General features: G+C 48.2%; 27 protein-coding genes and 1 pseudogene. 11 read left to right on the top strand and 17 right to left on the bottom strand.

Going from position 1 to position 22856, the window contains the following annotated elements; genetic code table 11:
* Positions 1 to 14: 14 nt before the first annotated feature.
* Positions 15 to 848 carry a GPO family capsid scaffolding protein gene (locus tag OGY01_RS08580; protein ID WP_128317388.1) on the bottom strand — a complete coding sequence of 278 codons (834 nt, stop codon included), beginning with the start codon at positions 846 to 848 and terminating at the stop codon, positions 15 to 17.
* 142 nt (positions 849 to 990) lie between these two features.
* Here OGY01_RS08580 and OGY01_RS08575 point away from each other — a divergent pair, with 142 nt between their 5' ends.
* The 3 genes from OGY01_RS08575 to OGY01_RS08565 are packed head-to-tail and all read left to right on the top strand — an operon-like array spanning position 991 to position 4516.
* The gene (locus OGY01_RS08575; protein WP_194694082.1) at positions 991 to 2757 is read left to right on the top strand and encodes a terminase ATPase subunit family protein; all 1767 of its coding nucleotides are present in this window, start codon (positions 991 to 993) and stop codon (positions 2755 to 2757) included.
* Positions 2757 to 3482 (top strand): terminase large subunit domain-containing protein, encoded by a 726-nt coding sequence (locus OGY01_RS08570; protein WP_286492893.1) that lies wholly within the window; start codon positions 2757 to 2759, stop codon positions 3480 to 3482. Before OGY01_RS08575 ends, OGY01_RS08570 begins: the two co-directional genes overlap by 1 nt.
* A complete protein-coding gene (locus tag OGY01_RS08565; protein WP_286492892.1) occupies positions 3479 to 4516 on the top strand; it encodes a phage portal protein in 1038 nt (345 codons plus the stop codon). Before OGY01_RS08570 ends, OGY01_RS08565 begins: the two co-directional genes overlap by 4 nt.
* A 37-nt stretch (positions 4517 to 4553) precedes the next feature.
* Here OGY01_RS08565 and OGY01_RS08560 read toward each other — a convergent pair whose 3' ends face one another.
* The 15 genes and pseudogenes from OGY01_RS08560 to OGY01_RS08490 form a co-directional block, all read right to left on the bottom strand.
* The gene (locus OGY01_RS08560; RefSeq protein WP_013098799.1) at positions 4554 to 5402 is read right to left on the bottom strand and encodes a hypothetical protein; all 849 of its coding nucleotides are present in this window, start codon (positions 5400 to 5402) and stop codon (positions 4554 to 4556) included.
* A gap of 9 nt (positions 5403 to 5411) precedes the next feature.
* The gene (locus tag OGY01_RS08555; RefSeq protein ID WP_096079987.1) at positions 5412 to 6074 is read right to left on the bottom strand and encodes a hypothetical protein; all 663 of its coding nucleotides are present in this window, start codon (positions 6072 to 6074) and stop codon (positions 5412 to 5414) included.
* A gap of 19 nt (positions 6075 to 6093) precedes the next feature.
* Positions 6094 to 6903 (bottom strand): TIGR04255 family protein, encoded by an 810-nt coding sequence (locus OGY01_RS08550; protein WP_044593269.1) that lies wholly within the window; start codon positions 6901 to 6903, stop codon positions 6094 to 6096.
* Between the two features lie 322 nt (positions 6904 to 7225).
* Positions 7226 to 7903: a hypothetical protein gene (locus OGY01_RS08545; protein WP_234102570.1), complete on the bottom strand. Its 678-nt coding sequence runs from the start codon at positions 7901 to 7903 to the stop codon at positions 7226 to 7228.
* Positions 7904 to 8047: 144 nt separating this feature from the next.
* A pseudogene (locus OGY01_RS08540) lies at positions 8048 to 8257 on the bottom strand (DinI-like family protein); the annotation flags it as partial.
* Positions 8258 to 8268: 11 nt separating this feature from the next.
* Positions 8269 to 8457, bottom strand: coding sequence for a hypothetical protein (locus OGY01_RS08535; protein ID WP_001154444.1), 189 nt, complete (start codon positions 8455 to 8457; stop codon positions 8269 to 8271).
* A 158-nt stretch (positions 8458 to 8615) separates the two neighbouring features.
* Positions 8616 to 11024: a replication endonuclease gene (locus OGY01_RS08530; protein ID WP_286492891.1), complete on the bottom strand. Its 2409-nt coding sequence runs from the start codon at positions 11022 to 11024 to the stop codon at positions 8616 to 8618.
* A complete protein-coding gene (locus OGY01_RS08525; RefSeq protein WP_286492888.1) occupies positions 11015 to 11872 on the bottom strand; it encodes a DNA adenine methylase in 858 nt (285 codons plus the stop codon). Before OGY01_RS08525 ends, OGY01_RS08530 begins: the two co-directional genes overlap by 10 nt.
* The gene (locus tag OGY01_RS08520; RefSeq protein WP_286492886.1) at positions 11869 to 12165 is read right to left on the bottom strand and encodes a DUF3850 domain-containing protein; all 297 of its coding nucleotides are present in this window, start codon (positions 12163 to 12165) and stop codon (positions 11869 to 11871) included. Before OGY01_RS08520 ends, OGY01_RS08525 begins: the two co-directional genes overlap by 4 nt.
* Positions 12162 to 12389 (bottom strand): TraR/DksA family transcriptional regulator, encoded by a 228-nt coding sequence (locus OGY01_RS08515; protein ID WP_016150819.1) that lies wholly within the window; start codon positions 12387 to 12389, stop codon positions 12162 to 12164. The genes OGY01_RS08520 and OGY01_RS08515 overlap by 4 nt, the downstream gene beginning before the upstream one ends.
* Positions 12389 to 12622 (bottom strand): DUF2732 family protein, encoded by a 234-nt coding sequence (locus OGY01_RS08510; protein WP_275371144.1) that lies wholly within the window; start codon positions 12620 to 12622, stop codon positions 12389 to 12391. The genes OGY01_RS08515 and OGY01_RS08510 overlap by 1 nt, the downstream gene beginning before the upstream one ends.
* 67 nt (positions 12623 to 12689) lie before the next feature.
* Positions 12690 to 13031 (bottom strand): DUF5347 family protein, encoded by a 342-nt coding sequence (locus OGY01_RS08505; protein ID WP_000963480.1) that lies wholly within the window; start codon positions 13029 to 13031, stop codon positions 12690 to 12692.
* A complete protein-coding gene (locus tag OGY01_RS08500) occupies positions 12995 to 13195 on the bottom strand; it encodes a phage filamentation protein Fil family protein (protein WP_079836358.1) in 201 nt (66 codons plus the stop codon). The genes OGY01_RS08505 and OGY01_RS08500 overlap by 37 nt, the downstream gene beginning before the upstream one ends.
* A gap of 7 nt (positions 13196 to 13202) precedes the next feature.
* Entirely contained in the window at positions 13203 to 13712 is a 510-nt protein-coding gene (locus OGY01_RS08495; protein ID WP_286492884.1) for a phage regulatory CII family protein, read from the bottom strand.
* Positions 13713 to 13744: 32 nt separating this feature from the next.
* On the bottom strand, positions 13745 to 13987 hold the full coding sequence (locus OGY01_RS08490) for a Rha family transcriptional regulator (RefSeq protein ID WP_000102106.1): 243 nt from the start codon (positions 13985 to 13987) through the stop codon (positions 13745 to 13747).
* Between the two features lie 119 nt (positions 13988 to 14106).
* Between OGY01_RS08490 and OGY01_RS08485 the strand changes: the two genes are divergently transcribed.
* The 5 genes from OGY01_RS08485 (at position 14107) to OGY01_RS08465 (ending at position 19174) form a co-directional block, all read left to right on the top strand.
* Positions 14107 to 14739 (top strand): phage repressor protein CI, encoded by a 633-nt coding sequence (locus OGY01_RS08485; RefSeq protein WP_286492883.1) that lies wholly within the window; start codon positions 14107 to 14109, stop codon positions 14737 to 14739.
* A gap of 1 nt (position 14740) precedes the next feature.
* Positions 14741 to 15760, top strand: coding sequence for a site-specific integrase (locus tag OGY01_RS08480; RefSeq protein ID WP_286492881.1), 1020 nt, complete (start codon positions 14741 to 14743; stop codon positions 15758 to 15760).
* 1 nt (position 15761) lies between these two features.
* Complete coding sequence (locus tag OGY01_RS08475) at positions 15762 to 16949, top strand: hypothetical protein (RefSeq protein WP_286492880.1); 1188 nt, start codon at positions 15762 to 15764, stop codon at positions 16947 to 16949.
* 331 nt (positions 16950 to 17280) lie between these two features.
* A complete protein-coding gene (locus OGY01_RS08470) occupies positions 17281 to 18528 on the top strand; it encodes an integrase domain-containing protein (protein ID WP_286492879.1) in 1248 nt (415 codons plus the stop codon).
* Between the two features lies 1 nt (position 18529).
* Complete coding sequence (locus tag OGY01_RS08465) at positions 18530 to 19174, top strand: hypothetical protein (protein WP_286492877.1); 645 nt, start codon at positions 18530 to 18532, stop codon at positions 19172 to 19174.
* A 349-nt stretch (positions 19175 to 19523) separates the two neighbouring features.
* On the opposite strand, the gene OGY01_RS08460 is transcribed toward OGY01_RS08465, so the two are convergent.
* The gene (locus OGY01_RS08460; RefSeq protein ID WP_286492876.1) at positions 19524 to 20696 is read right to left on the bottom strand and encodes a hypothetical protein; all 1173 of its coding nucleotides are present in this window, start codon (positions 20694 to 20696) and stop codon (positions 19524 to 19526) included.
* 451 nt (positions 20697 to 21147) lie between these two features.
* Between OGY01_RS08460 and OGY01_RS08455 the strand changes: the two genes are divergently transcribed.
* From OGY01_RS08455 to OGY01_RS08445, 3 genes are all read left to right on the top strand, one after another.
* A complete protein-coding gene (locus tag OGY01_RS08455; protein ID WP_219247198.1) occupies positions 21148 to 21696 on the top strand; it encodes a hypothetical protein in 549 nt (182 codons plus the stop codon).
* Between the two features lie 199 nt (positions 21697 to 21895).
* Complete coding sequence (locus tag OGY01_RS08450; RefSeq protein WP_001305742.1) at positions 21896 to 22288, top strand: helix-hairpin-helix domain-containing protein; 393 nt, start codon at positions 21896 to 21898, stop codon at positions 22286 to 22288.
* A gap of 334 nt (positions 22289 to 22622) precedes the next feature.
* A complete protein-coding gene (locus tag OGY01_RS08445) occupies positions 22623 to 22838 on the top strand; it encodes an AlpA family transcriptional regulator (RefSeq protein ID WP_032671906.1) in 216 nt (71 codons plus the stop codon).
* Positions 22839 to 22856 lie beyond the last annotated feature (18 nt).

Genomic DNA, 22856 nt, shown 5'->3' with positions numbered 1-22856 from the left:
GGTTTTATGCTCCATCAGCAATTGGTCAGGGTGCCTGCCGGTGCGTCACCGCCCGGCGCGCGCTGGCGGTAATCCCTGCGGCTGTCTTCGCGGCTCAGTTGCTGCTGTAACTCGGCAAAGGCGGCCTGCTGTTCCTGCAGGGAGGACTCCAGCTCAGAAAGGCGCTGGTCCTGATCGGACAGGGATTTATCAGTGCGCTCGCTCAGGATCTGCTGCTCAGTAGCGACCAGCTCCACGGCTTTATGCACATCAGAGAATCGCGCATCGTCGGTCTGCTCTTTTTTGGTGAACAGCGCGGTGACGCGGGCAAAGAGGGACGGTTTTTCGTCCTGAACTTCTTCCAGTTCGATCAGCGTTTCAAGCGCTTCCGAAAACAGGTTTTCAGGGTTCTGCTTACGGTTTGCCAGCGGGTTATGTTCGGCGCTGGCGCTGAAAGCCAGCATTTCGGTGCCAAGGCTCGCAGGATCGTCCGTCGCACCCAGCCCCACTAGGTAGGCTTTGCCGGTGTCGGCAAACTTCGTGCTGACCTCCATGGAGGTGAAAAGCTTCTGGCCCTTTTTCACCAGGGCCACCAGGGCGTCCGTGGGTTCGATATCGGCATAAAGTGCCATCTTGCCCGCCAGCGGCCCGTCCTGGATTTCTTCTGCAACCAGCCCCGTCACCCTGCCATAACGGTTAAACGTGCTGTCCGGCAGATAAGACTTGATGTGCTCAAGGTTAATCAGCGCGGTGTAGACCGTCGGGTTGTAGCTGGCAGCCATCTGTACCAGCCATTCACGCTGGATCTCGCGCCCGTCAGTGGTGGCACCTTCCACCCCGATACGGAAACGCTTTGCTTTCACTGTCATGAGCCGTGCTCCGTTAGAAATAACTTACTGGAGCCTTATGTTTGCGGTGATGGGGGGAGTGAGACAACGCGCTGTATTTGTACGGTAAACCACACAAACCGCAGCCAGGGAAAGCCGCCATCCAAGGCCGTATGTTTGGGCCATGAACACCACACTGACCCCCGCAGACCTCGATCCCCGTCGGCAGGCCATGCTGCTGTACTTTCAGGGATACCGCGTAGCCCGCATTGCTGAAATGCTGGGCGAGAAAGTAGCAACCGTTCACAGCTGGAAGAAGCGCGACAAGTGGGGCGACTATGGGCCGCTCGATCAGATGCAGCTCACCACCGCCGCACGTTACTGCCAGCTCATCATGAAGGAGCAGAAAGAAGGGAAAGACTTCAAGGAAATTGACCTGCTGGCGCGCCAGTCAGAGCGTCACGCCCGAATCGGCAAATTTAACGACGGCGGGAACGAAGCTGATTTAAACCCGAAAGTTGCCAACCGTAACAAAGGGCCACGCCGCCAGCCCGAAAAGAATGTTTTCACTGATGAACAGACCGAAAAACTGGAAGAAATTTTCCGCAACGGCATGTTTGAATATCAGCGCCACTGGTGGCAGGCAGGCGTAAAACACCGCATTCGCAACCTGCTTAAATCACGCCAGATCGGGGCAACATACTTTTTTGCCCGTGAGGCGCTGATTGACGCCATCACCACGGGGCGCAACCAGATTTTCCTCTCAGCCAGTAAGGCGCAGGCGCACGTCTTTAAGCAGTACATCATCGACTTTGCAAAAGAGGTGGATGTTGAGCTGAAAGGCGACCCGATGACCCTCAGCAACGGCGCGTGCCTGTACTTCCTCGGCACCAACGCCCGCACGGCGCAGAGCTACCACGGCAACCTGTACCTTGATGAGTATTTCTGGATACCGAAATTCCAGGAGCTGCGCAAGGTTGCCTCCGGCATGGCCATTCACAAGAAATGGCGACAAACCTACTTCTCCACGCCGTCCAGCCTGACCCACAGCGCCTATCCGTTCTGGTCCGGCGCGCTGTTCAACCGGGGCCGCGCCAAAGCAGACAAGGTGGATATTGACCTGACCCACAGCAACCTAGCGCGCGGCGTGCTCTGTCCGGACGGGCAGTACCGCCAGATCGTCACCGTGGAGGATGCGGTGCGCGGCGGCTGTAACCTGTTCGACCTGGACCAGTTGCGCATGGAGTACAGCCCGGACGAATACCAGAACCTGCTGATGTGCGAATTTATTGACGATCTGGCGTCAGTGTTCCCGCTCAGCGAACTGCAGGCGTGCATGGTGGACAGCTGGGAAGTCTGGTCCGATTTTCAGGCGCTGGCGCTGCGCCCGTTTGGCTGGCGCGAAGTCTGGATCGGATACGACCCGGCGAAAGGCACGCAGAACGGTGACAGCGCCGGGTGCGTGGTGGTGGCACCGCCAACCGTGCCGGGCGGCAAGTTCCGCATTCTTGAGCGGCACCAGTGGCGCGGGATGGATTTCCGCGCCCAGGCTGACGCCATCAAAAAGCTGACACAGCAATACAACGTGACCTATATCGGCATCGACTCGACCGGCGTCGGTCACGGTGTCTACGAAAACGTGAAAGCGTTCTTTCCTGCCGTGCGGGAGTTTGTCTACAACCCCAACGTCAAAAACGCCCTGGTGCTCAAGGCATACGACATTATCAGTCACCGCCGCCTGGAGTTTGACGCGGGACACACCGACATTGCGCAGTCCTTTATGGCTATCCGCCGGGCCACCACCGCCAGCGGCAACCGCCCTACCTACGAAGCCAGCCGCAGCGAAGAAGCCAGCCATGCGGATTTGGCCTGGGCAACGATGCACGCACTGTTTAACGAACCGCTGCAGGGCGAAGCCGCCAATACCAGCAATATTGTGGAGATTTTCTGATGCACTCAACCCCAACTAACCTCATGACCACCGCCTGCCTGCCTGTAGATCGCCCTTTCTTTGCTTACCAGCATGAATGGAACAGCGGCGCACGCAGCAGAAACCGTGTGCTTACAAAAATGCGTCAGGCTGGCGCGGATTTCTTTTTCGCCTACGAAGCCCTGAACGATGCACTGCATACAGGACGCAACCAGATTTTTCTGGGCTGCACCCCTGGATCCGCCCTGACAGTCAAAACCTATATGTCAGCCTTTATAGATCAGGCCGCAGCCTGGACACACCTTGGAAAAATAAAATCAGGCAAAGCGCATCTGGAACTCCCAAACGGTGCGGTCATTTATTTTATCGGGCCGAAAAGTCTCGCCGCCGCGCTCCATGGAAACGTCTACGTGTCAGAGTATGCCTGGGCTGATTCCCCAAAAAATATGATTGCGCTCGCCAAAGGCCTGTCCATGCACGCGCGCTATCACGCTACCTACTACACCACCCCAAGCCCCAGCCCGGAAGCATGGCGGGAATACAAGAAGCTGATTTCCCGCAACAGCACAACCAGCATGACCTTTACCGCTGATGACGCTGCAGCATCCGGGGCAACGCTCGCAACCGGAGCCGCGCTCTTTGATGATGAATGGCTGAATGACATGAAAAAAGAATTATCAGCAGAGGACTGGAAAATGCTGTTTATGTGCGAATGGCCCCAGGCTGACAAGGAGCAGGCGGCATGAGCAAACGTAAAAACAAGAATAACCGCGCAGCGGTGGATCACAACGCACAATCAGGCGGCGCTGCGGCGGAGGCGTTCAGCTTTGGCGACCCAGTGCCAGTGTTAGACCGACGCGAATTGCTGGACTACGTGGAATGCGTGCAGATGGACCGCTGGTATGAGCCGCCGGTGAGCTTTGACGGACTGGCGCGGACCTATCGCGCTGCCGTGCATCACAGCTCACCGATTGCCGTTAAGCGTGACATTCTCAGTAGTACCTACATCCCGCACCGCCTGCTCAGCCAGCAGGCTTTTGCCCGTTTCGTTCAGGACTATCTGGTGTTCGGTAACGCCTATCTGGAAAAACGCACCAACCGGCTCGGCGGCGTTCTCTCGCTGGAGCCAGCACTGGCGAAGTATACACGGCGCGGCGTGGACCTCGACACCTACTGGTTTGTGCAGTATGGCATGACCACGCAGCCCTATGAATTTACGCAGGGCAACATCTTTCATCTGCTGGAGCCGGATATTAATCAAGAGATTTACGGGCTGCCCGGATATCTCTCCGCCATCCCGTCAACCCTGCTCAACGAGTCCGCAACACTGTTCCGCCGGAAGTATTACATCAACGGCAGCCATGCGGGTTTCATCATGTATATGACCGATGCAGCACAGAATCAGGAGGACGTTAACAATATCCGCCAGGCAATGAAAAGCGCCAAAGGGCCAGGCAACTTCCGCAACCTGTTTATGTACTCGCCCAATGGTAAAAAAGACGGCATCCAGATCATCCCGTTGTCGGAAGTTGCGGCAAAGGATGAGTTTCTTAACATCAAGAACGTTAGCCGCGATGACATGATGGCAGCGCACCGCGTGCCACCGCAGATGATGGGAATTATGCCGAGCAACGTTGGTGGGTTTGGAGACGTGGAAAAAGCTAGTCGAGTATTCGTTCGTAATGAATTGATTCCACTTCAAAAAAGATTAATGGAATTAAATGAATGGCTTAATGACGAAATTATTCGTTTTGACGAATATAAATTAGGCGATGCTTGATTAAAGCCTGTTTAAACTGGCTGTCGAAACAGCCAGTTTAAACACCGGCACCAATGAAATCGCCATATGAATCTTCTTCAAGGCTGATGTATTCCACCCTCCATTGATCCATCCGCCTCAATGCATACAGGGAGAAATGAGTATCGGCAACAGCAATGCACGTATTCAATTCTATAAGCTCTGAATGTCCCAAGATTGGATCACCATAAAACTTATAAAACAATGCCTTTAGATCAGAACAGGTTTGTTCAGCCGCCCCTCTGGCATCGGGGCCACCTTCAGTTGCATCATAAACAACATTGATAGAAAGCTCATATGGTATGCCTTCCTCAAGATCGTTAAATCTTTCTTCGCCCAAATCGAAAAAAACTCCGATCAAATGCTCTGCGTTTGTGGCGATAATGTCCGCAACTTCTTTTTCGAAAATAAACTTTTTATCCTCGTCGTAAGCCCGCAAGCGCTCTTCAAACGAGTTAGGAAACGCTGGACGACCATACTTAGCTGCTAACCATTGCTTAAGAGCTTGTTTCTCTTCTGTGCTAATGGAGAATGCCGGATCGTTTTCCTCACAACGGAAAGCTTCTTTAGAAATGATGACTTTTCTTTCATGCCGAAGCTCTACTGCGTTCTTCTTAGCACTTTCTGGGTTTTCAAAGCATAGATCGAGGATTCTCGGATGCTTAGCTCTTTTCATCTTGCTTGACCCCTTTTTCAAGGGGCCAAACATCAGTTCCACGTTTTTTTCAGAATTACTCTGTAAATCACAATCATGCGTTATAACTACAACTTTATGGTTCGTTTCATCAGGCTTCAGAAGTCCAAGTGAAACGGCATCATCATGTTTAAGAACATGCCCCTGACGCCATGATGTTCCTCGTACCAACATAAATGTGATTTATTCCTCTACTGTTCCAGGAATTGAAATAGATGACTTCCAATCATCTGTCGGTTTCGCTTTGCTTGCTAAGTAATTGGCCGATTCAGCAGCTGCATTCATCGCTTTAGCTTCATCAATCAGTACCTGAACTGGCTTGTTCCAATCCTCACCTTCTTTTACTAAGTCCATTAATGACCTACCATTGAATGCTTTCATTTTCACCAATAGCTTCGCATCATTGAGTCCAGCTTTGGAAAAAGAGTCAGCAACATTACTGAGGTTGGTAATGAATTGGACTTTTGAAGCATCATCAGGCTGGTTCTCCCCTGACAACCATTTATAGAGAGCCTGCCGAGTTATCCCCAAATCCTTAGCCAGTTCTGACATTGATGGAGACAGCACTTCTCGAATATTAGCCAAATGTTGGGCAACATTCCTGACATCAACCTCAGGAGAAATTGCAGGCGTGTACGTTGACTCTATGGAATCAAATGCAAACTGAACCCTTGGCTGAACATACTGACGCCATTGCTTATAAGCATTTACAGGGTATGAAGCCCCCGTACCAACTAATAGTAAAGATGCGGCGACAGCAACAACACCTGATACACATGAGCTTGACTGCGAATCTGGAGTATACCGATCTACAGAGCCTATGCTTCCAGTAGGAATTGCATACATTTTAGTCACCTCCGTTGTTTCAGTGCCATTTAGCACGGGCAAAATCTGAAACCATTCCTTCAAATGCTTCTTTAACTTTACTATGCAACGAAAGAATCTGTTTTTCAATTAACTGCAAATCAGTTGACATGTTGCCTTCAACATAATGATCTGTATCAATTATTGCGTGCATACGATGCTCTGTGTTACTAAATCTCGGCAGCGGCAGTAAACCATTAGGAATCATATCTGGCGGAAAACCTAGTTGACCATTCATCTTATGTATGCGTGAAACCATAAATCCATTAGAGATCAATGGCTCAACACATGTCTGATATACAGACTCTTGTATGGACTGTATTGGCGTCCATCCAAAATCAACACCATGAAGTTCCTTTACAAGATACTGCTCAATTGTTTCGCTTTTCTCAGGAAACACAGCATCCAAATATCGAAGCCCAATCCGGCTTACCAACGATGGCTTAGCAAATTCAAGAACTTTGCTCAGACCAAGTATTAATGACGAGATGAAAGGTACATGATTATCATAATCTGTTGTATGGAACGTAATGAAATCGTTGCCTAAAACAAAACCAGACCTTCTATCTGCATCAATCATCAACCAACTTGTCACAGGCTCAAATGAATGTACCGGTGGCTCATTGGGGTTTTTCATTTCAAATTTCAGTTGAGTTGTATTGGAAACTTCAAATAAAGGAAATCCTTCAACTCTTAGCGCATCTTGTATGTCTGGAACATACTTACTCATTGCAGCTACTGGAGTAAACTTTACTTGCACCAATGCGTAGTAAACGGGCGCATTGGACATACGTTCGCTGTTAGTACTCATGCCGCCCTCCTTGAAGTTGTTTCATCTCATATCTCTCTATCTCACTAACTGTAGTTTACACATAGGTTGACACTTTCTCCATCATTAAGTTCACTATGACATCAATAGCCAAAACTCTTACATAATCGCTTCGGCGCGCGCTCGTATCCCCGCCACGCCTGCCCGCTTTATGTGCAGGTTTTCATGCACCTGCATGGGATAAGCAAAAGCCCGCCAGTTCTGACGGGCCTCAGCAAAGATGATCCTCAGACGATCATGCAATTTCATGCGGCATAGGCATGCACAACATGACAATCGATCATGGGTACTGCTATGACTTCATTTAGAAGCTAGTTGCTTCATCAAAACCTGAGATCACTGTATACGAAATAGACGAGTTATCAGCATTCCTTACCTTAAACTTAGCGCCTTTGTAAGTAATGACATCGCTGATTTTTGAATCTACAGAAAAATCAGTGGTAAATGCTGCACGAGCCATATCGTTTGCGAACTCACGGTAAGTAAATTTCATCACCCCGCCAGCATTACCATTATACTCAATTGTTTTTACAAGAGAATTATCTACTCGGCACAGTCCATCAGGTACCCGTTTGATAGATATTTCAGCAGCCGTGTAAGATGTTCCATTTGGTGGTGAGATTTCGTTTTTCGCAGAGTTATAGCTTACGTAATCAACATAACCAGCAACTTGACCATAAATGTTCTTTAAAGCCACAGACTGTGGGTTCTGATGATTACGGTATACGCCATTGCCAACATTACAGTAAGTACCCGCAGCAATAGATGACATAGCTCCATTAGCAGCCCCTAGCTCCAAAACATCAGTTTTTATCCCTGTTGCTGACTTGATGATTGGGTTTCCCATATATGCCGTAGCTGTCTGCCCTACAGCTGGTTTAATAACCTCCACAGGAGTTCCTACAGGACGAGGGATATTTGGAGCGCAACCAGTCAAAACCCCAGCAAGAGACATTGATAAAATAATCTTATTGGTTTTCATACATTCCCTATATATTTTTTGATTTTGCGGTACAACATCGTTGCTGATCATATGGTTATAGAAGGACTTCATCAACATCTAGGTGAGATGTAAATCTTAAAACATTGGCTAGAATCACTAACCTAGTGCGCCAGCTGTTGTCCCCCAGACCTGTTGCATAATTTCCATCACTCGCTTTTTGTCTTCATCCAGTTTTAACCCGCTCAGTTCAACACCATTGGCACTGCCCTTACGGATACGAATTGCTGTTTTGGGATACAGAGGGCGCAAATTACGGTAAAGCTAGGATTCAAGGGCTTCCAGTGTGGCCTGGCTAATCTTCTGCTCTTTATCGATCATTATTTCAATGCGCATACAGATTCCCTTTAACTGGTAACGTCCATTGACCGGCTGTATTCATGGCTGCGAATTTTCGCCATCAACTCGTCTGTCAGTTCGGACACCCACTGGATAGCCAGCCGCTTTTCTTCGTCGCTGCACTCACTAGCCGCTACAAGCTTGATAAAAAAATCAATACGCTGGAGCTTCAATGACTCCAAAAGATAGTCCTGCATCTTCCCTCCAATCATTACACGGATACACAAATACTGTATATATACCCACTGTTCATACAAACAGTATAGTAGGAACAAAAAAATGTAAAACTCTTTTTTGTCAGTTAATTGGATGTACTGACGCCAGTCAATAAAGCACGAAAGGTTAAACTGCAGCCTTAGTACCATTGACGCCATTTGTCATCTTCCTGCAGCCTCTGGTTACGGTAAAAAATACGTAAACCGGCACCGGATGGAATGCTGCCGCCACGCAGAAGCAAATCAATCTCAGATGCACTACCTTCAAACCCTCTGGCAGTCAGTTCTGCCTCAAGCTGCAGGCGCTGCTGCTCCGAAATACTCTGTATGTATGCTTTTTTCCGCTTCGGTTTTACCAGTCTCAACCTGGCTGTCAGCTCCCGCCGTTCCTTCTGGCCCATGTTGTGGAGATATTCCTGCAGCTCCTTCTCATCCATGGTTTTAATATCGGGTAAATCACCCCCTGATTTGTTCAGATTATCAACAGGGGGACAGTTATTGCCACGAGTCCAAGGGGCGCAAGCGCCCTGGTCGGCTGCCGCCTCCTGAACGTCAACGGCCTTACGAACCTTTTTCCACTTCATCGCGTGCGTGCAAATCTTGCCCTCTACAATCGGGGACCAGATGCCATAGATACGGATACCGTGATCGCCATAGGCGCTCGGTTCGTCGTTAATCTCATAAGCCGTGCGGACAAGGTGATGTTTGCGGGGAACCAGTACACCGCCCTGCTTCATGATGTAGGTGGCAAAGCAACCCGCATCTGCAGCTGCCAGTACCGCATCCAGACGCGGATTATCCAGTACCGGCGCACCCGCTTTGCGTTCGCCCTGCACTCTCGCCGCCTGACCAGCCAGCAAGCGCAGCTCGCGGTATGCCTGACGCCCCGGAATACCAAAGAAACGAAATTGCTGGACACGGTGCAGTGACGCCCAGGCGCTGACATGCTCGGCGCTGTCACGCAGTGATCTGCCGGTTTCTTTGCTGATTTCTTTAGCCAGCCCGCGCCCGTCGATGTTCTTACTGATGTATTTGGCGATGTAGCTGGTCGGCGTGCCCTTGCGCGGGTTGATTAGCTCGGACTTGAAACGCGGCCCGGTATTGGAGCCCAGCTCCTCGCGGTCTTCACGGATTGCAAACTTACGCAGCAGCGCGGTGATGGAACGACGGTCTTTTTTGCGCATAAAGCACAGAAGATGCCAGTGCACGGTGCCGTCATGGTGCGGCTCTGCAACGCGGACGCCGTACCAGCGCAGCCCGGCCTTGTGCATGGCCTTGCGGAAAGCGGCGAATGTATCAACCAGATAATCACTGCTCTGCCGGACAGTGGCGCTGGTCCATTTCGGATTAGGCCTGCCATTGTTGAGGGTTGCGTGGAAGCGTGACGGGCAGGTGATGGTATAGAACACCGCGCAGTCTCCGCGCATTTCCGCGATCAGCTCCAGCCCTTTAACACAGGCCATCATTTCATTACGGCGGTGCGCCGGGTTGCTGTTGCTGGCGTTCACCACATCTTCCATGTCCAGCGTGTCACCGTCTTCGTTGACCAGCTCATGCGAGCGGAAGAACTCCAGCGATTTGCGGCGCTGCTCGCGTTTGTGGATCACGGCTTCATAGCTGACATACGGGGACGCTTTCTTGTTGACCAGGCAGACGGCACGCAGCTGCTCCTCCCGCCACTCGCAGCGCATCTGCCACAATTTGCGATACCACCAGTCCGCACACAACATGCGCGCCAGCGACGGTGGGATCAGTTCATAAGGCACCGGCTTGCGGCGGCGCTTTTTGCGGCGTAACTGCTCAAAGGCAGGCGGGATGACCTCAAGGCGCATGGCTTCTGCAGCAACCCTTTCCCATGCCTGGCGGATTTCTTCTGGTTTAACATCGTCACTGACAAACAGATCACCGCAGGCCGCATCAAGACACATGCTCATATGTGCCGCAACCAGCGTGGAAAGGCGCTTGACCTGATCCTGATTCATTTCAGGCAGTACCAGCAGCCCCTCCAGCCCTTCTTGGCTCGCCATGAACCGGAAAGACGCAGACACCTGGCTGTCACGCACGCGTTCCAGCCGCTCAAGACACGGTCTGATTGTTTCGCGCAGATAGCGGGAATAAGCTTTAGCCCTGCCCAGGCTATGGAAGTATTTAATTCGCTCCAGCAGAGGCTTGCTGATATGGGCAGGCATGGCGCTTACATCGGCAATAATCACCAAATCGGGATTAACGCGCTGCTGTTCGCGGGCCATTTTGGCATGGCTAATCAGCCGATCCTGCTCCATTTCACGCTGGACAGGATCGCGGGATTCATTAAAGAAATAGCGTTCCCAAACCTTATCACTCAGCACATTACGGCGCAGATGCTCCTGCTCGTTATCCGCAGCGTACAGAGTGATGAGGTTTGAAAGCGCAGACTCCGGCGCAACTTCCGCCGGGTCCAGATACGGGTTAACCGCTTTTTTTGGGGCATTCCATGGAAAGGCCACGGCGGCCTCATTCGAGCCGCCGGTGGTTTGTGCATGATGTAATGTGAATTTACTCACTGCCACGCCCACACCTCAGTTTCCACCGAGATATCAGGACCGGACGCTAAATCAACACCAAACCAGCATGCCGATTTTGTGGCGATGATTTCTACTGCAGTTTTACTATCACCGGCAACCACGCCCATGCTGCGCTTAGCGGTTATACGATGGCGGGTAAAATCACGATAAAGCGAACGGGTCAGAGACGTATCGCTGTTGGACACGATAACCGGATGGCCTTCTGATGCCCTGCGTTCAAGAATAGACGCCAGATGGTACTGATCATCCTCTGTAAAACCTGCTGTGTGATATCCGTTAAACGTGCCGTCATATGGCGGATCACAATAAACAACATCCCCCGTCTGCAGCAGCGCAAGTGTCTCGTCATAGCTGGCGCAGATAAACGTTGCGCGTTTTGCTTTTTCAGCAAATGCGCGTATTTCGTTTTCAGGGAAGTACGGTTTTTTATAATTACCGTAAGGAACATTAAAATAGCCGTTCAAGTTATAGCGACACAGTCCGCGATAACCATAGCGATTTAAATATAAGAAATACAATGCGCGTTCAATTGCGCCACCATTGCGCAAGTTAAACTCCTGTCTCGTCTTATAATATGCTTCTGAATCATTACGGGTTTCAAAAAGATATCGGCCCTCTTTGATGAAGTATTCAGCATCATTCTTAATCACCTGATAAAAATTAATCAGGTCTGGATTAATATCCGCGACAAGATAATGAGGATAGTCTGTCTCCATCATGACAGCGCACGAACCCGCGAAAGGCTCAACCAGTCGCTGTCCGGCAGGAAGATGTTTTTTCAGTTCTGCCATGATGGCGGTTTTATTACCCGCCCATTTCAGGATTGTGCTCATTTTCCTTCCCCCATGATTTCCGCAAGGATTGGAAGAGCCTCTTTCTCATCGACCAAAAAAATAGACATAACTACCCAATTACCGCCCGTGATAATGAAATCCCCCACGGGTAATAAGTGAGTCACTTTGGCAAGCGAAACATTGCCCGTAAACTCATCCCTCCATTCACGCAAAAGAATAAAATCACCACATTTGAAATTGCGATCGTTCATTCGCAACTCCGCTTTTTTCTCTCCGGCAATAACTGATGCAAAATGTCCCGGTGCAATTTTTAAGCTATGAATGACACTCATACAGCACCGCCTACGTAATGTTTGCCTTTCAGCTCTGCGATTTCCTGACAGGTGACGCAACACTGCACACCCGGAATAGCGCGGCGGCGAGCTGGCGGGATCGGTGCATCGCAATCAATGCAAAGCACACGGGAAACGCCCGGCGTTCTGTTGCGGGCGGTGTGGATGTGGCGCTGACGTTCTTCTTCAACGCGCTGCTGTACGAGGTCCATTGAATCAGCCATCAGTGGATCTCCTGCGCTTCGTTCTGAATGTTTTCAGCAGCGTTACGCAGCAGCTCTGCGGCTTCTGTACCGTTAAGCTTGCTGCGAGTAATATGCACCGCCAGTTTTTCCAGATGAGCAGCAAATACATCAGCGCGGCCCCGGCGTTCTTCCATGCGTGCATCTGTCAGCAACTGGTTAAGGCCAGCATCATCTGGTCCTGTTTTGGTGATACGGGTTTCAATATTTCGCATAGTTGTTTCTCCTGAATTTGGGCAATAAGATGCCCGGCGGGTTTACGCCTTTAATTTCGGTTGTGGATTAATTCGGCATGGCTAGCCGATTTGGAAATAAACTCACCACTGTACGGAAATGGTTCATTGCTTTAATCAGCTCCCGCTTTTCGTCAGTCGTCAGCTCACTAACATTGACGCTATGACGTTCCGCCGGAATCTTTGCCATAAAGAATATTGCGGCTAGTGCGCGTTTATTCTGCTCATGGTTAATATCCCGTTGGTCCCGCATATCGCTAATAAAGCGCTCCAGTTCTGAATCAATATTTAAGCCAAACACTTTCGCCCTTAATTCCGCGATGTGGTTTAACCCATTAAGGCGGAGGCCAGCGCTTAGCGGAACAGTCGCAGCATCGCCTTCAATAGCCATGGTTTCCCCTGCTTTTTAGTAGACAGTTCGTCCAGCAGCGCATCCTGAGAGCGGCATGGATGCCAGCGCTTGCCATCCTTCCCCATAATCCAGCCATGACCGCAATGCATAGCAGGACTTTGCTTAACGAGCAGTGATGCAAAAGATGGTTCTTTAGTCAGCATAACCACCTCAGATCAGACCGAACGAAGCGCCAAGGCCCGTCACGGTATCCACCGCGCTTGCCATCGCCGGGTTAGCCTGCAAACGCGCCTGCATCGAAACGGCAGCCAGTGCCATCAGACGAGTAACAGAGTTAATGCTGCTGATAACATCGCGGCGGCCTGCGGTGGTTTTCACATCACCCGATACGGCACCGGCAGCAACACGTCCGATTTCAGCAGTAGCGCTCATGACGTAATGCGGCAGCTTCTCTTTTGCCACTTCGTTCATCGGTACGCATGGCAGGCAGTGAATCTGAGCCAGAAAACCGTCAACCAGCGTTGAGTCTTCTGTGATATCAGTCAGCAGCCAGATCTCCGGCGGCGTAAGTTGATGCGGTTGCTCCGGGTTCAGCTTATTGCGCAGCGTCTGGACATTCATTCCTGCGCGTTCTGCCAGCTTCGCCATGTTGTGACGCAGCGCGAAAGACCTGCAGGATTCATCAAAGTGCGGATGTTTGGAAATCTTATAATCAAACATGTGCCCCTCTCAAAAAGTTCTCATAATTGAACTTACTGACCAACAATGACGCGAAAGTTGGAATGACCGAGGGATTCACGAACCTGGTCGGTTTTGTACATCAGATAACGCAGGCTTACACGACCTTTGTTTTTTTCTTTCTTGACCATGTACTTAGCAAGCTGACCATGGTGAATTTTCTGGTAAACAGAGCCACGGGAGATACCTTCCCATTCAGCGAACTCTGCAGGCGTAGCCATCTCTTTTGGTACACGAATTGAAATATCAGTGCTCATAGTGCAATATCTCTCGGTTAAGGTTTGGTTTACGTCGTTTTATCTTGTTTTATTTGATTCAATAATTGATACATCGAGATACTACGATCCAATATTTGATACGTCAATAGGGTTGAAAAATGATACAGGTGAAAGCTGGCGAGAATACCGGGGGAAGGGAGGCTATCCATAGACTAATGGCTGCCTACGATTTTAAGTCCAGACAACAACTGTGTGATCACCTGGGCGCATCAAAAAGCACCATGGCAAACAGATACTTAAGAGATAGCTTTCCGGCGGAATGGGTGATTCAGTGTGCTTTAGAAACGGGAGTTTCGTTACTGTGGCTCACCACCGGACAGGGAGAGCCAGGTTCAAATATTGACCATAAAAAAAATATCAATTTCGTGAACTCCGGCAAAGTTAAACCTCTGTCGGAACTTGTTTCCCCTGAAATTGACAAGGCAACTCTCAGCGGTGGTTTATTGGTCGAGGCAGGAAAAGCAATCATTGATACCAGCCTGCTCCCCTCAGACTCAAGCAACCTATTACTGGTGAATACTTCTGGAGATTCTTATTTAGTGGACCGCAGCCAAACACCTCCAGTTAACGGTATGTGGTTGGTAGATATCGACGGAATAAAAAGCATCGTGAAGTTAACACGGCTTCCAGGAAACAGATTGGTGGTCCATCAAGACGAATCATCCTTTGAGTGCAACCTTGATGATATCGAGGTAGTAGGCCGCGCATTAAAAATAATTAAGAGCCTTTGATATGACCATCAGAAAGCAGCCAAACGGAAAATGGTTGTGCGAGTGCTACCCAAACGGGCGCGACGGCAAGCGCGTGCGCAAGCAATTTGCAACGAAAGGCGAAGCCGTAGCATTCGAAAACTTCACTATGGATGAAGTAAACAAAAAACCATGGCTGGGGGAAAAGGAGGATCGGCGGCGTTTGTCAGAAGTGATTAAGCTGTGGCATTCACTCTACGGGCAGACGCTTGCGGACCCCAAGCGCCTGATGGCAAAACTCAACATTATTTGTAACGGCCTAGGCGATCCCATCGCCTCAGAGCTGACTGCCGGTGACTTTACGAAATACCGTGAAGCACGGTTAAAAGGTGAAGTTCGTAACGAAGACGGCACGCTAATGTCGCCAGTTAAGCCTCGCACGGTAAACCTTGAACAGCGCAACCTATCATCGGTTTTTGGCACATTGAAAAAGCTGGGCCATTGGTCAGCGCCCAACCCGCTCGCCGGGCTGCCAACATTTAAAATCGCTGAGGGCGAACTGGCGTTCCTGACGCCGGAAGAAATTAAACGCCTGCTGGATGCCTGCGCTGATTCTCAAAACCCCAGCCTGCTGATGATTGCAAAAATATGCTTGGCAACTGGTGCACGCTGGAGTGAAGCCGAAAATCTGCAGGGCCATCAGTTATCGAAATACCGGATCACCTATACCAAGACTAAGGGCAAGAAAAACCGTACCGTGCCAATATCCCAGGATCTGTATAACGAACTCCCCAAGAACAGAGGGAAGCTATTCACCCCATGTAGAAAAGCTTTTGAGCGAGCGGTGAAACGCGCAGGCATCGAATTGCCAGAAGGCCAATGTACCCACGTTCTTCGGCACACATTTGCTAGTCATTTTATGATGAATGGTGGAAACATACTCGTGCTTAAAGAAATTCTGGGTCATGCCGATATAAAAATGACAATGATTTACGCTCATTTTTCTCCAGAGCATCTTGAAGATGCTGTAGCTAAAAACCCTCTTACTACTTTAGGTATATAAAATGACCGCTCAAAAAACAAATAACGAAACAATAACTGAATTATTGGAAAAAGTTTTCTCAGATGAATATCTGAACCCACCATATGAATTAAAGAAAGACATAGTTCATGATTTCAATGATCGTTGTAATAAATACATTGAGATGGTTAAAAATTACGCAGCCAGCAACAATACAAAATTTCGTATAGATATAGCTTTAGAGCGAATAAATTCGCTAAAAGATGATATTGAAAAATGTTTGAAGTACTTTTTATCTGGCGATGTGAAATCGGCTTATGAACAATTTGATGAAACACTGAAAAATGGAAAAGTAAATACACACATTCAGTACATATCAATACCACTAAAATCGATATGTAATGAAAAACAACCATTGTACCGTGTAAGAAAATCAGACACACCATTAGATAAAAGAAATGAGATCTTTCATATTCCTTTTTCAAAACGGCATCTTGTTAGTGCACAAAGATATTCTATCGCGGGTCTCCCTTGTTTATACCTTGGAACTTCACTATATGTTTGCTGGCAAGAAATGAATAAACCAGACTTTGACAAACTTTATATATCTTCATTTACAACGGAAGATGAAAAATCAAGAGTACTAAATTTTGCACCTAGCTTACTAAATGAAATATATGAAGATGACGAATCACCCACTTCATTAACACAAAAAAAAGGCTCATATCTTCTACTATGGCCATTAATTATCGCATGTAGCTTCATAAAGAAAAATTTCACATCTCATTTCACACAGGAATATATAATTCCAAATTTATTAATGCAATGGATTAGTCAACGAATTCAATCTCCAATTGTCGGGATCTCATATTTCTCAACGAGAATGAAAAAAACAAAAGACTCACGACTCTCTATAAATGTAGTATTCCCGCCAAAATCCACATACAAGCAAACATCAGAAAACGATTATAGTCCAAAACTATCTTCATTGTTTGATTTTACGCCTCCAGTTTCTTGGCAAGTGTTAAAAACATTAGATTATCAAATTGACGGTAGCAAAACTGATGCGCAACTTGAAGCGATCGAGCATCTCAAATTCAGGGAGAAACGATTTGGAATTACTGATATTGACGAAGATCTTGTTAAACTTTATCCCCTCACTGATTTTTACAAGCTGGAAGTGTGTCTAGATAAAATATTCGATTATGACAAAATTGATGCAACAGCATGACGTATGTGGCGACATTTTGGCGGCAGGATATTAAAAACGCCTAAAACTGACAAACACGACACAAGACTAACATACTGTTTTAAAACGCAATGCATTGTTATTGTTATAGTTGAAATACTATGTAGGAATTTCGGACGCGGGTTCAACTCCCGCCAGCTCCACCAAACATTCATTCATGATGCATCATGAACCTTAAAAAAGCCTGTAACTTCAATGAGTTGCAGGCTTTTTTTGTTGCATGTGTGGTCATGATCTCTGTATGAATCTTGAGCATTATGTATCTTGTTTTGTACCGCGTTGCCTGAACGCTAAAAAAACAAGGTGCAAAAACATGCCTAAGGTATTGAAATCCCTAACCAATACCGAGATCGCTGCCGCCAAACCGCAGAAGACCGAGTATATGCTGCGCGATGGCGACGGACTGGCGTTGTTGATTAAGCCATCCGGCAGAAAGATCTGGTACTTCGAATACACTCCCCCGGCGCTGAAAAAACGGACCAAAATCAGCATTGGCCCCTACCCGGTAGTCACCCTCGCCATGGCGCGAGATTTCAGATTGCAATATCGGCGTTTACTTGTGCAGGGCATCGACCCGCAGGCCCATCTGGAGCAGGTTGCAGAGGAGCAACGACTCCAGAATGAATGCACGCTGGAAAAAGTTGCGGAACAGTGGCTCAAAGAGAAAAAAAGGACCAGCGATCTTAGCGAAGATCACGCCAATGATGTCTGGCGTTCGCTGGAGATGCACGTCTTCCCCTCTCTGGGCAGTACGCCCGTCACCGAGATCCGCCCGAAGATGCTCAAGGAACATCTCACTCCGCTGGAAGAACAAGGCATCCTCGAAACGCTGCGGCGGGTGATCTCACGGCTCAATGAAATCTTCCGTTTTGCCATCTCCGAAGAGCTCATTGAGTTCAATCCGGCTGACAACCTGGTCGCCCGCTTCAAGAAACCGAAAAAGCAGAACATGCCCGCCCTTCACCCTAGTGAACTGGGCAGGCTGATGCTGGCCTTACAGAACGCTTCTATCCGCAAGGAAACCCGCTGCCTTATCGAATGGGAGTTACTGACCTGGGTTCGCCCCGGCGAAGCCGTTAGCGCCCGCTGGTGTGACATCGATATGAAAAAAGCGGAATGGCGCATCCCCGACACCTTTATGAAGATGAACCGTTCGCATACGGTGCCGCTCAGCAAACAGGCGCTGCGCGTTCTTCAAGTTATGGAGCCCGTCAGTCGCCATCGCCCGTGGGTCTTCCCCAGCATCCGCAAACCACTGGAGCATATGCATCAGCAGACCGCTAACGCCGCGCTTATCCGGATGGGGTTCGGTGGCGAGCTGGTCGCCCACGGCATGCGCAGCATCGCCAGAACGGCGGGAGCAGGCCATTTTCCCCGTGAAGTACTGGAATCTGCGCTGGCGCACCAGAAAGAAGACGAGATCGAAGCGGCCTACAACCGCAGCGACTATCTGGAACAAAGACGACCGCTGATGCAGTGGTGGGGAAACTACGTTGATGCCGCCAGACGGCAGGCATTGCTCGGTGAAGAAGAACCGCTGCGAATCGTGGAAGGAGAATAATGTGACCAGTCCCATTCGTCAGAATCTGTTTGAACGGGAATGCGATATGCCGCTGCTGGAAGCGCGGCATCTCGCCCTTCTGCTTCTCGGCCTTGATGCTTCCCAACCTGCAAACGCCCTGCCGGAAGAACATCAGGAGAATTACCGTATCCTGCACGACGCCATCAGCCGCACCATAAAAGCCACAGGCATGGTCAGTGCCCCGGCTAACAAACGCATGTTCTATGCAGATGAGATGTTTGCCCTGGCCTGGCGGCTTATTGATGACGAACTTACGCCGCCAGAAATTAAGACCCGCAGCCTGAAGGCAGTGATGAAACTGTCGCGTAATAGCCGTGGCCGCAAGTGGTTAAAGACGCTCGGTGACGACGCGCTGCCGGCTCTCACTGCTTCAGCACAACCTTCCCTGCGTGGAATGCATAAACGCGACAAGGCTCGAGAAAATACTGCCCGACTCTGCTGGCTGTTGGTTCAGCTTCTGGTTGAGGAAACTGACGGACGGTATGGTACGCCGGATAAACCGGCTTCGGATCGGATACTTCGTAAGCTGAAGACGCTGGCTCAGGAACAGGAATTGCCGTCGGATGGGCTTGGACGAGGGACGTTTTATGAGGTGTTGAAGATGGGGCGGGAGAAGGAAGTTTAGGTAATAACACTGCAGATCGCACGTGAACACAGTGCCACTTTCCCTATGGAATGTGAAATTAATCGGTAATACCCCTCGAAAGAATGTGAACAGACAATCTCTTGCTTAACTGTTGAAACTCTTCGAATTAAAGACAAGGTTCGCCATTTAATTATCTGACAGTTCGCCCCAGCACAACGTTAAAGTGATTTTTGATCAATCACCTACTCTGCTCTGGCAGAGCCAGAGCCGTTTTACTGACTAAAGCATAAGCTTCCAGCGAATGCACCTTTCCACACACCATAAGTCTTGTGTGATACCAGCACTGACGGTGTATGTTACATATCCTTAAAAAGTTCTCCAGACCGACTTAGAGAACCTTAGACTGTTCTGGGAACCAGTTATTAATTATATGTCTTCGACAGACTTTAGATATTTCAAATACCTGTCGTGACACTAATGCACCATCAGGATGGCGCTGGTCAGGTATGTCATTTTCTATGTCATAAAAATTATGCGTTATTTCTGGGGGAAAGAAAACGTTTTTGTCTAAAGGCACGCTTGCATAGGGATTATAATACACATGCAAACCATCAAAATGAGTTTCCTTGTAGTCCCTTGTTCGGCACATTACAATATCCGCGCCAACAACCTCATTGTTGTAGAATTGTCGCTTCGTAGTAACATAATGGTCAGAACCAAGTTTTCTCGTATGAGAACCTTCGTTCTTCATACCTTCATTGGCAATAAAAACATTCACATCAAGAGCTCGGAATCTCGTATATCGGACATATCGATCGACCCGACTCTGAACGATAGCCTTACCAAAAGTACCTGTCGTTGAAAACACGATAGCACTGATTTCTTTGTATGAGTCATTTGTAAAAATACCTAAAGGTATTTCAGTGTCTTCATTTTTTTTAATCGATAAAACCCTTCTTTGCCTACCATTTACTAAATCTCTCATCGTAGGTTCTTCAATGCCAAACAATACCCGGTTAATGATTGTATTATTCTGGGTTAAAGATAGATCTGAATCAAATGGGGCCAATGCTAACACAAAAGGCTTACCGATTACATGTTCCATTGTTGAGTATGGGAACTTCTTACCATTAATTCCGGTAAAGAGATCACGCTTATCTTTAATTTTCCCAAGAAGTTTTAGCGTAGATTGATGCTTAAACTTAGCTTCACTGAAAATTTCACTGACTGGCGGTTTATGGGGCTTGTCAGAGACCATAGCCTCTACGTTAAATTTATAACCTAATGGCGTGCTAACACAAAAATCAGGACTGTCTTTTGTATAGTCAACCGAATACCCCAAACGAATAAACATCTCATTTAGATATAATTCCCACATAGAAGAATTAAAGGTAGTCTGAAATTCGTTAATAAATTTAGTTTGTTCACCACTGCGTTCCAGTAATCCGCGTCCCCATGATTGGATCACCGCCCTAACAGGAGCAAGTTTAGGATCTGTGTAGATTGTTTTAAAGTTGTGATTTAGTTTATTTCTAGCTATTTTTGTTGAGAAGAGATCCATTATTTACCTCTATAAACACTTTGTAAAACTAAACATGTGTATTTTACTGCGCTGATTGTCGAACATATGCTTCAAATTGTAATGCGGTATTCTACATCAGAAAAACCTCTTTTATATTTTCCTCATTAAATTTATTTACACCGAAAAATAGCCGCATGAATCATGTCTGAACAGATGAACTTCTCTAATATAGCCTAAATACCTACGACTGCGCTATAAAGAGGGAACCTCAAGCACTAATAGCACAAAGAAAATATGCGAACACAAATTTGACGCGAAACTATGACTTAGATAGGATGAATCTAGGTGGTGATGGTCACCTGGCGCTTGTTTCGCAAAGCAATAGCCCATCGTTCAGAAGTATACCAAATACTTGGCCGCCATCCATTATGACGCTGCCCGGTTAGCAGGCTATCGGTATCCAAAGCGTTACTTTATTGGAGGTACAGCCATGTCTGACTATTCATACCTAAGCATTCTTAAAACGCGCGCTAAAAAGCTGGCTCGCATTCAGAAAATTAAGCTTTCCAAAGCACTCGAAATCGTTGCCCGTGACGCGAAATTCACCAGCTACCATGAGCTGTCCGAAGTCGCAAAACGTGACCCGCTAGAACAACGGCTGGTTTTCGCTGCAATAGGCGAAGATACTCAAGAGGATGTGATTTATCGCGATGAGATTTTTTATGCCATAGACCGCGAGGTGGAAGATATGCTCTCCGGCGACATAGCGGAAACAAACGCCTATGGTTTTAGCATAGAGAATCTGGAGGCAACAAGCATAAATTACGACCCAAAGCGAGGCATTCTGGTCGTCCAAGTCATATTTGATTATCAGGGTGAACAAGATTCTGAACGCCCTTTCTCTGGTTCGTCCTTTGAAATTGTTGCGAAAATGGAGCTACTTCTTCGCGACAATGTATGGAGCCTCGTAGAAAATAGTCTGGAATTGACCTCTGTTAATTCAAATGTCGATAATGACTGGTACGATTTAGACATATAACAGTAGGAGGCATTCCAAATTTTTGGCGGAGTGCCTTTTTAGTAACTATATCCAGATGAAATCATCGAGTTATCACATGAGCATCCATCTTACGTGTACTCAAAACACTTATGGGCTTCTAAATTCAGGAAGTCCCTACTCCGCTTGCTGGCGCTTCTTTGAGCCTCGTGGCGTCCATATACACCAATTAGGCCAGACCATGCTCAAACAACTTGTCGAGAAATGCTATGTGCAAAAGCCACTGGACATGTTCTCGATGACAGCAGGCAAACTAACTGGGCTTGATCAATCTGGGCCTAAACTAGCTTCCATCATATGCAGAGGGATAGAGCAGGCCAAAGATGTACAACTCGGAGAGTTACTTTTTGCCTGCGGTATCTATGGTGTGGAAGAAGAAGAAGCCTGGTTACTAGCTAAAAGATTCAGTAATCTTGAGGCCTTGTATGGTGCCAGCATAGATTCTCTGATGAGTTATAACCTTCTTAATGAGGCAGTAGCTGTCAATACGTATAACTTCTTCCGTCATCCGCTCAATGTGTCGGCTCTTAACGAGTTACAAACAGAAGGTGGATTGAAGGTGCGCCATGGATAGAATTAACACCAAGGCTGTGCCCGGCCTTTTATCTATGCAACGTAGCCGATGACAGTTAACGGTGAGACAGCAACACCTGTTGTAACATGTTTGTACTCGTGCATTGCCATCCGTAGGCCTAAACATATCTGACTCCCACAGGATGGGGATAAAATACAACATTCGCATTTTCAATTTGTTATCGAAAAACCATTAGTCCTGATGGGAAATAATATCTTCCCGGACTAATGATTTTCTATCCGGACTCCACTTTTTTATCCGGGCCTATACCTCCCCTCATCGTTCCGCGCTATAACCGCTCCGACACTCTGTTCCCGTCCCGTGAGGTGCAATCATGAAAACCAGTGCAGACAGTAACGATGCTTTTCCCGAAAGCGGCAACGTGCGTATGCGGCAGGTAGTCCAGTTTCTGGCGATGAGTGAATCGTCGGTTTACCGCCTGCTTAAAGACACCGACTTTCCCCGCCCCGTCCACCTCTCTTCCCGACTGGTGGTCTTCGATGCCGCTGAAATCCGTCAGTGGCAACAGCGCCGCACCGCCATCCGTTAATCCACGCTCAGGGATGAG

Origin of the sequence: Citrobacter sp. Cm038, assembly GCF_030333105.1 — a bacterium.
Lineage (GTDB): Bacteria > Pseudomonadota > Gammaproteobacteria > Enterobacterales > Enterobacteriaceae > Citrobacter > Citrobacter murliniae.
The sequence above is the reverse complement of the archived record's forward strand: the minus strand, read 5'-3'. Positions and strand labels throughout refer to the sequence as shown.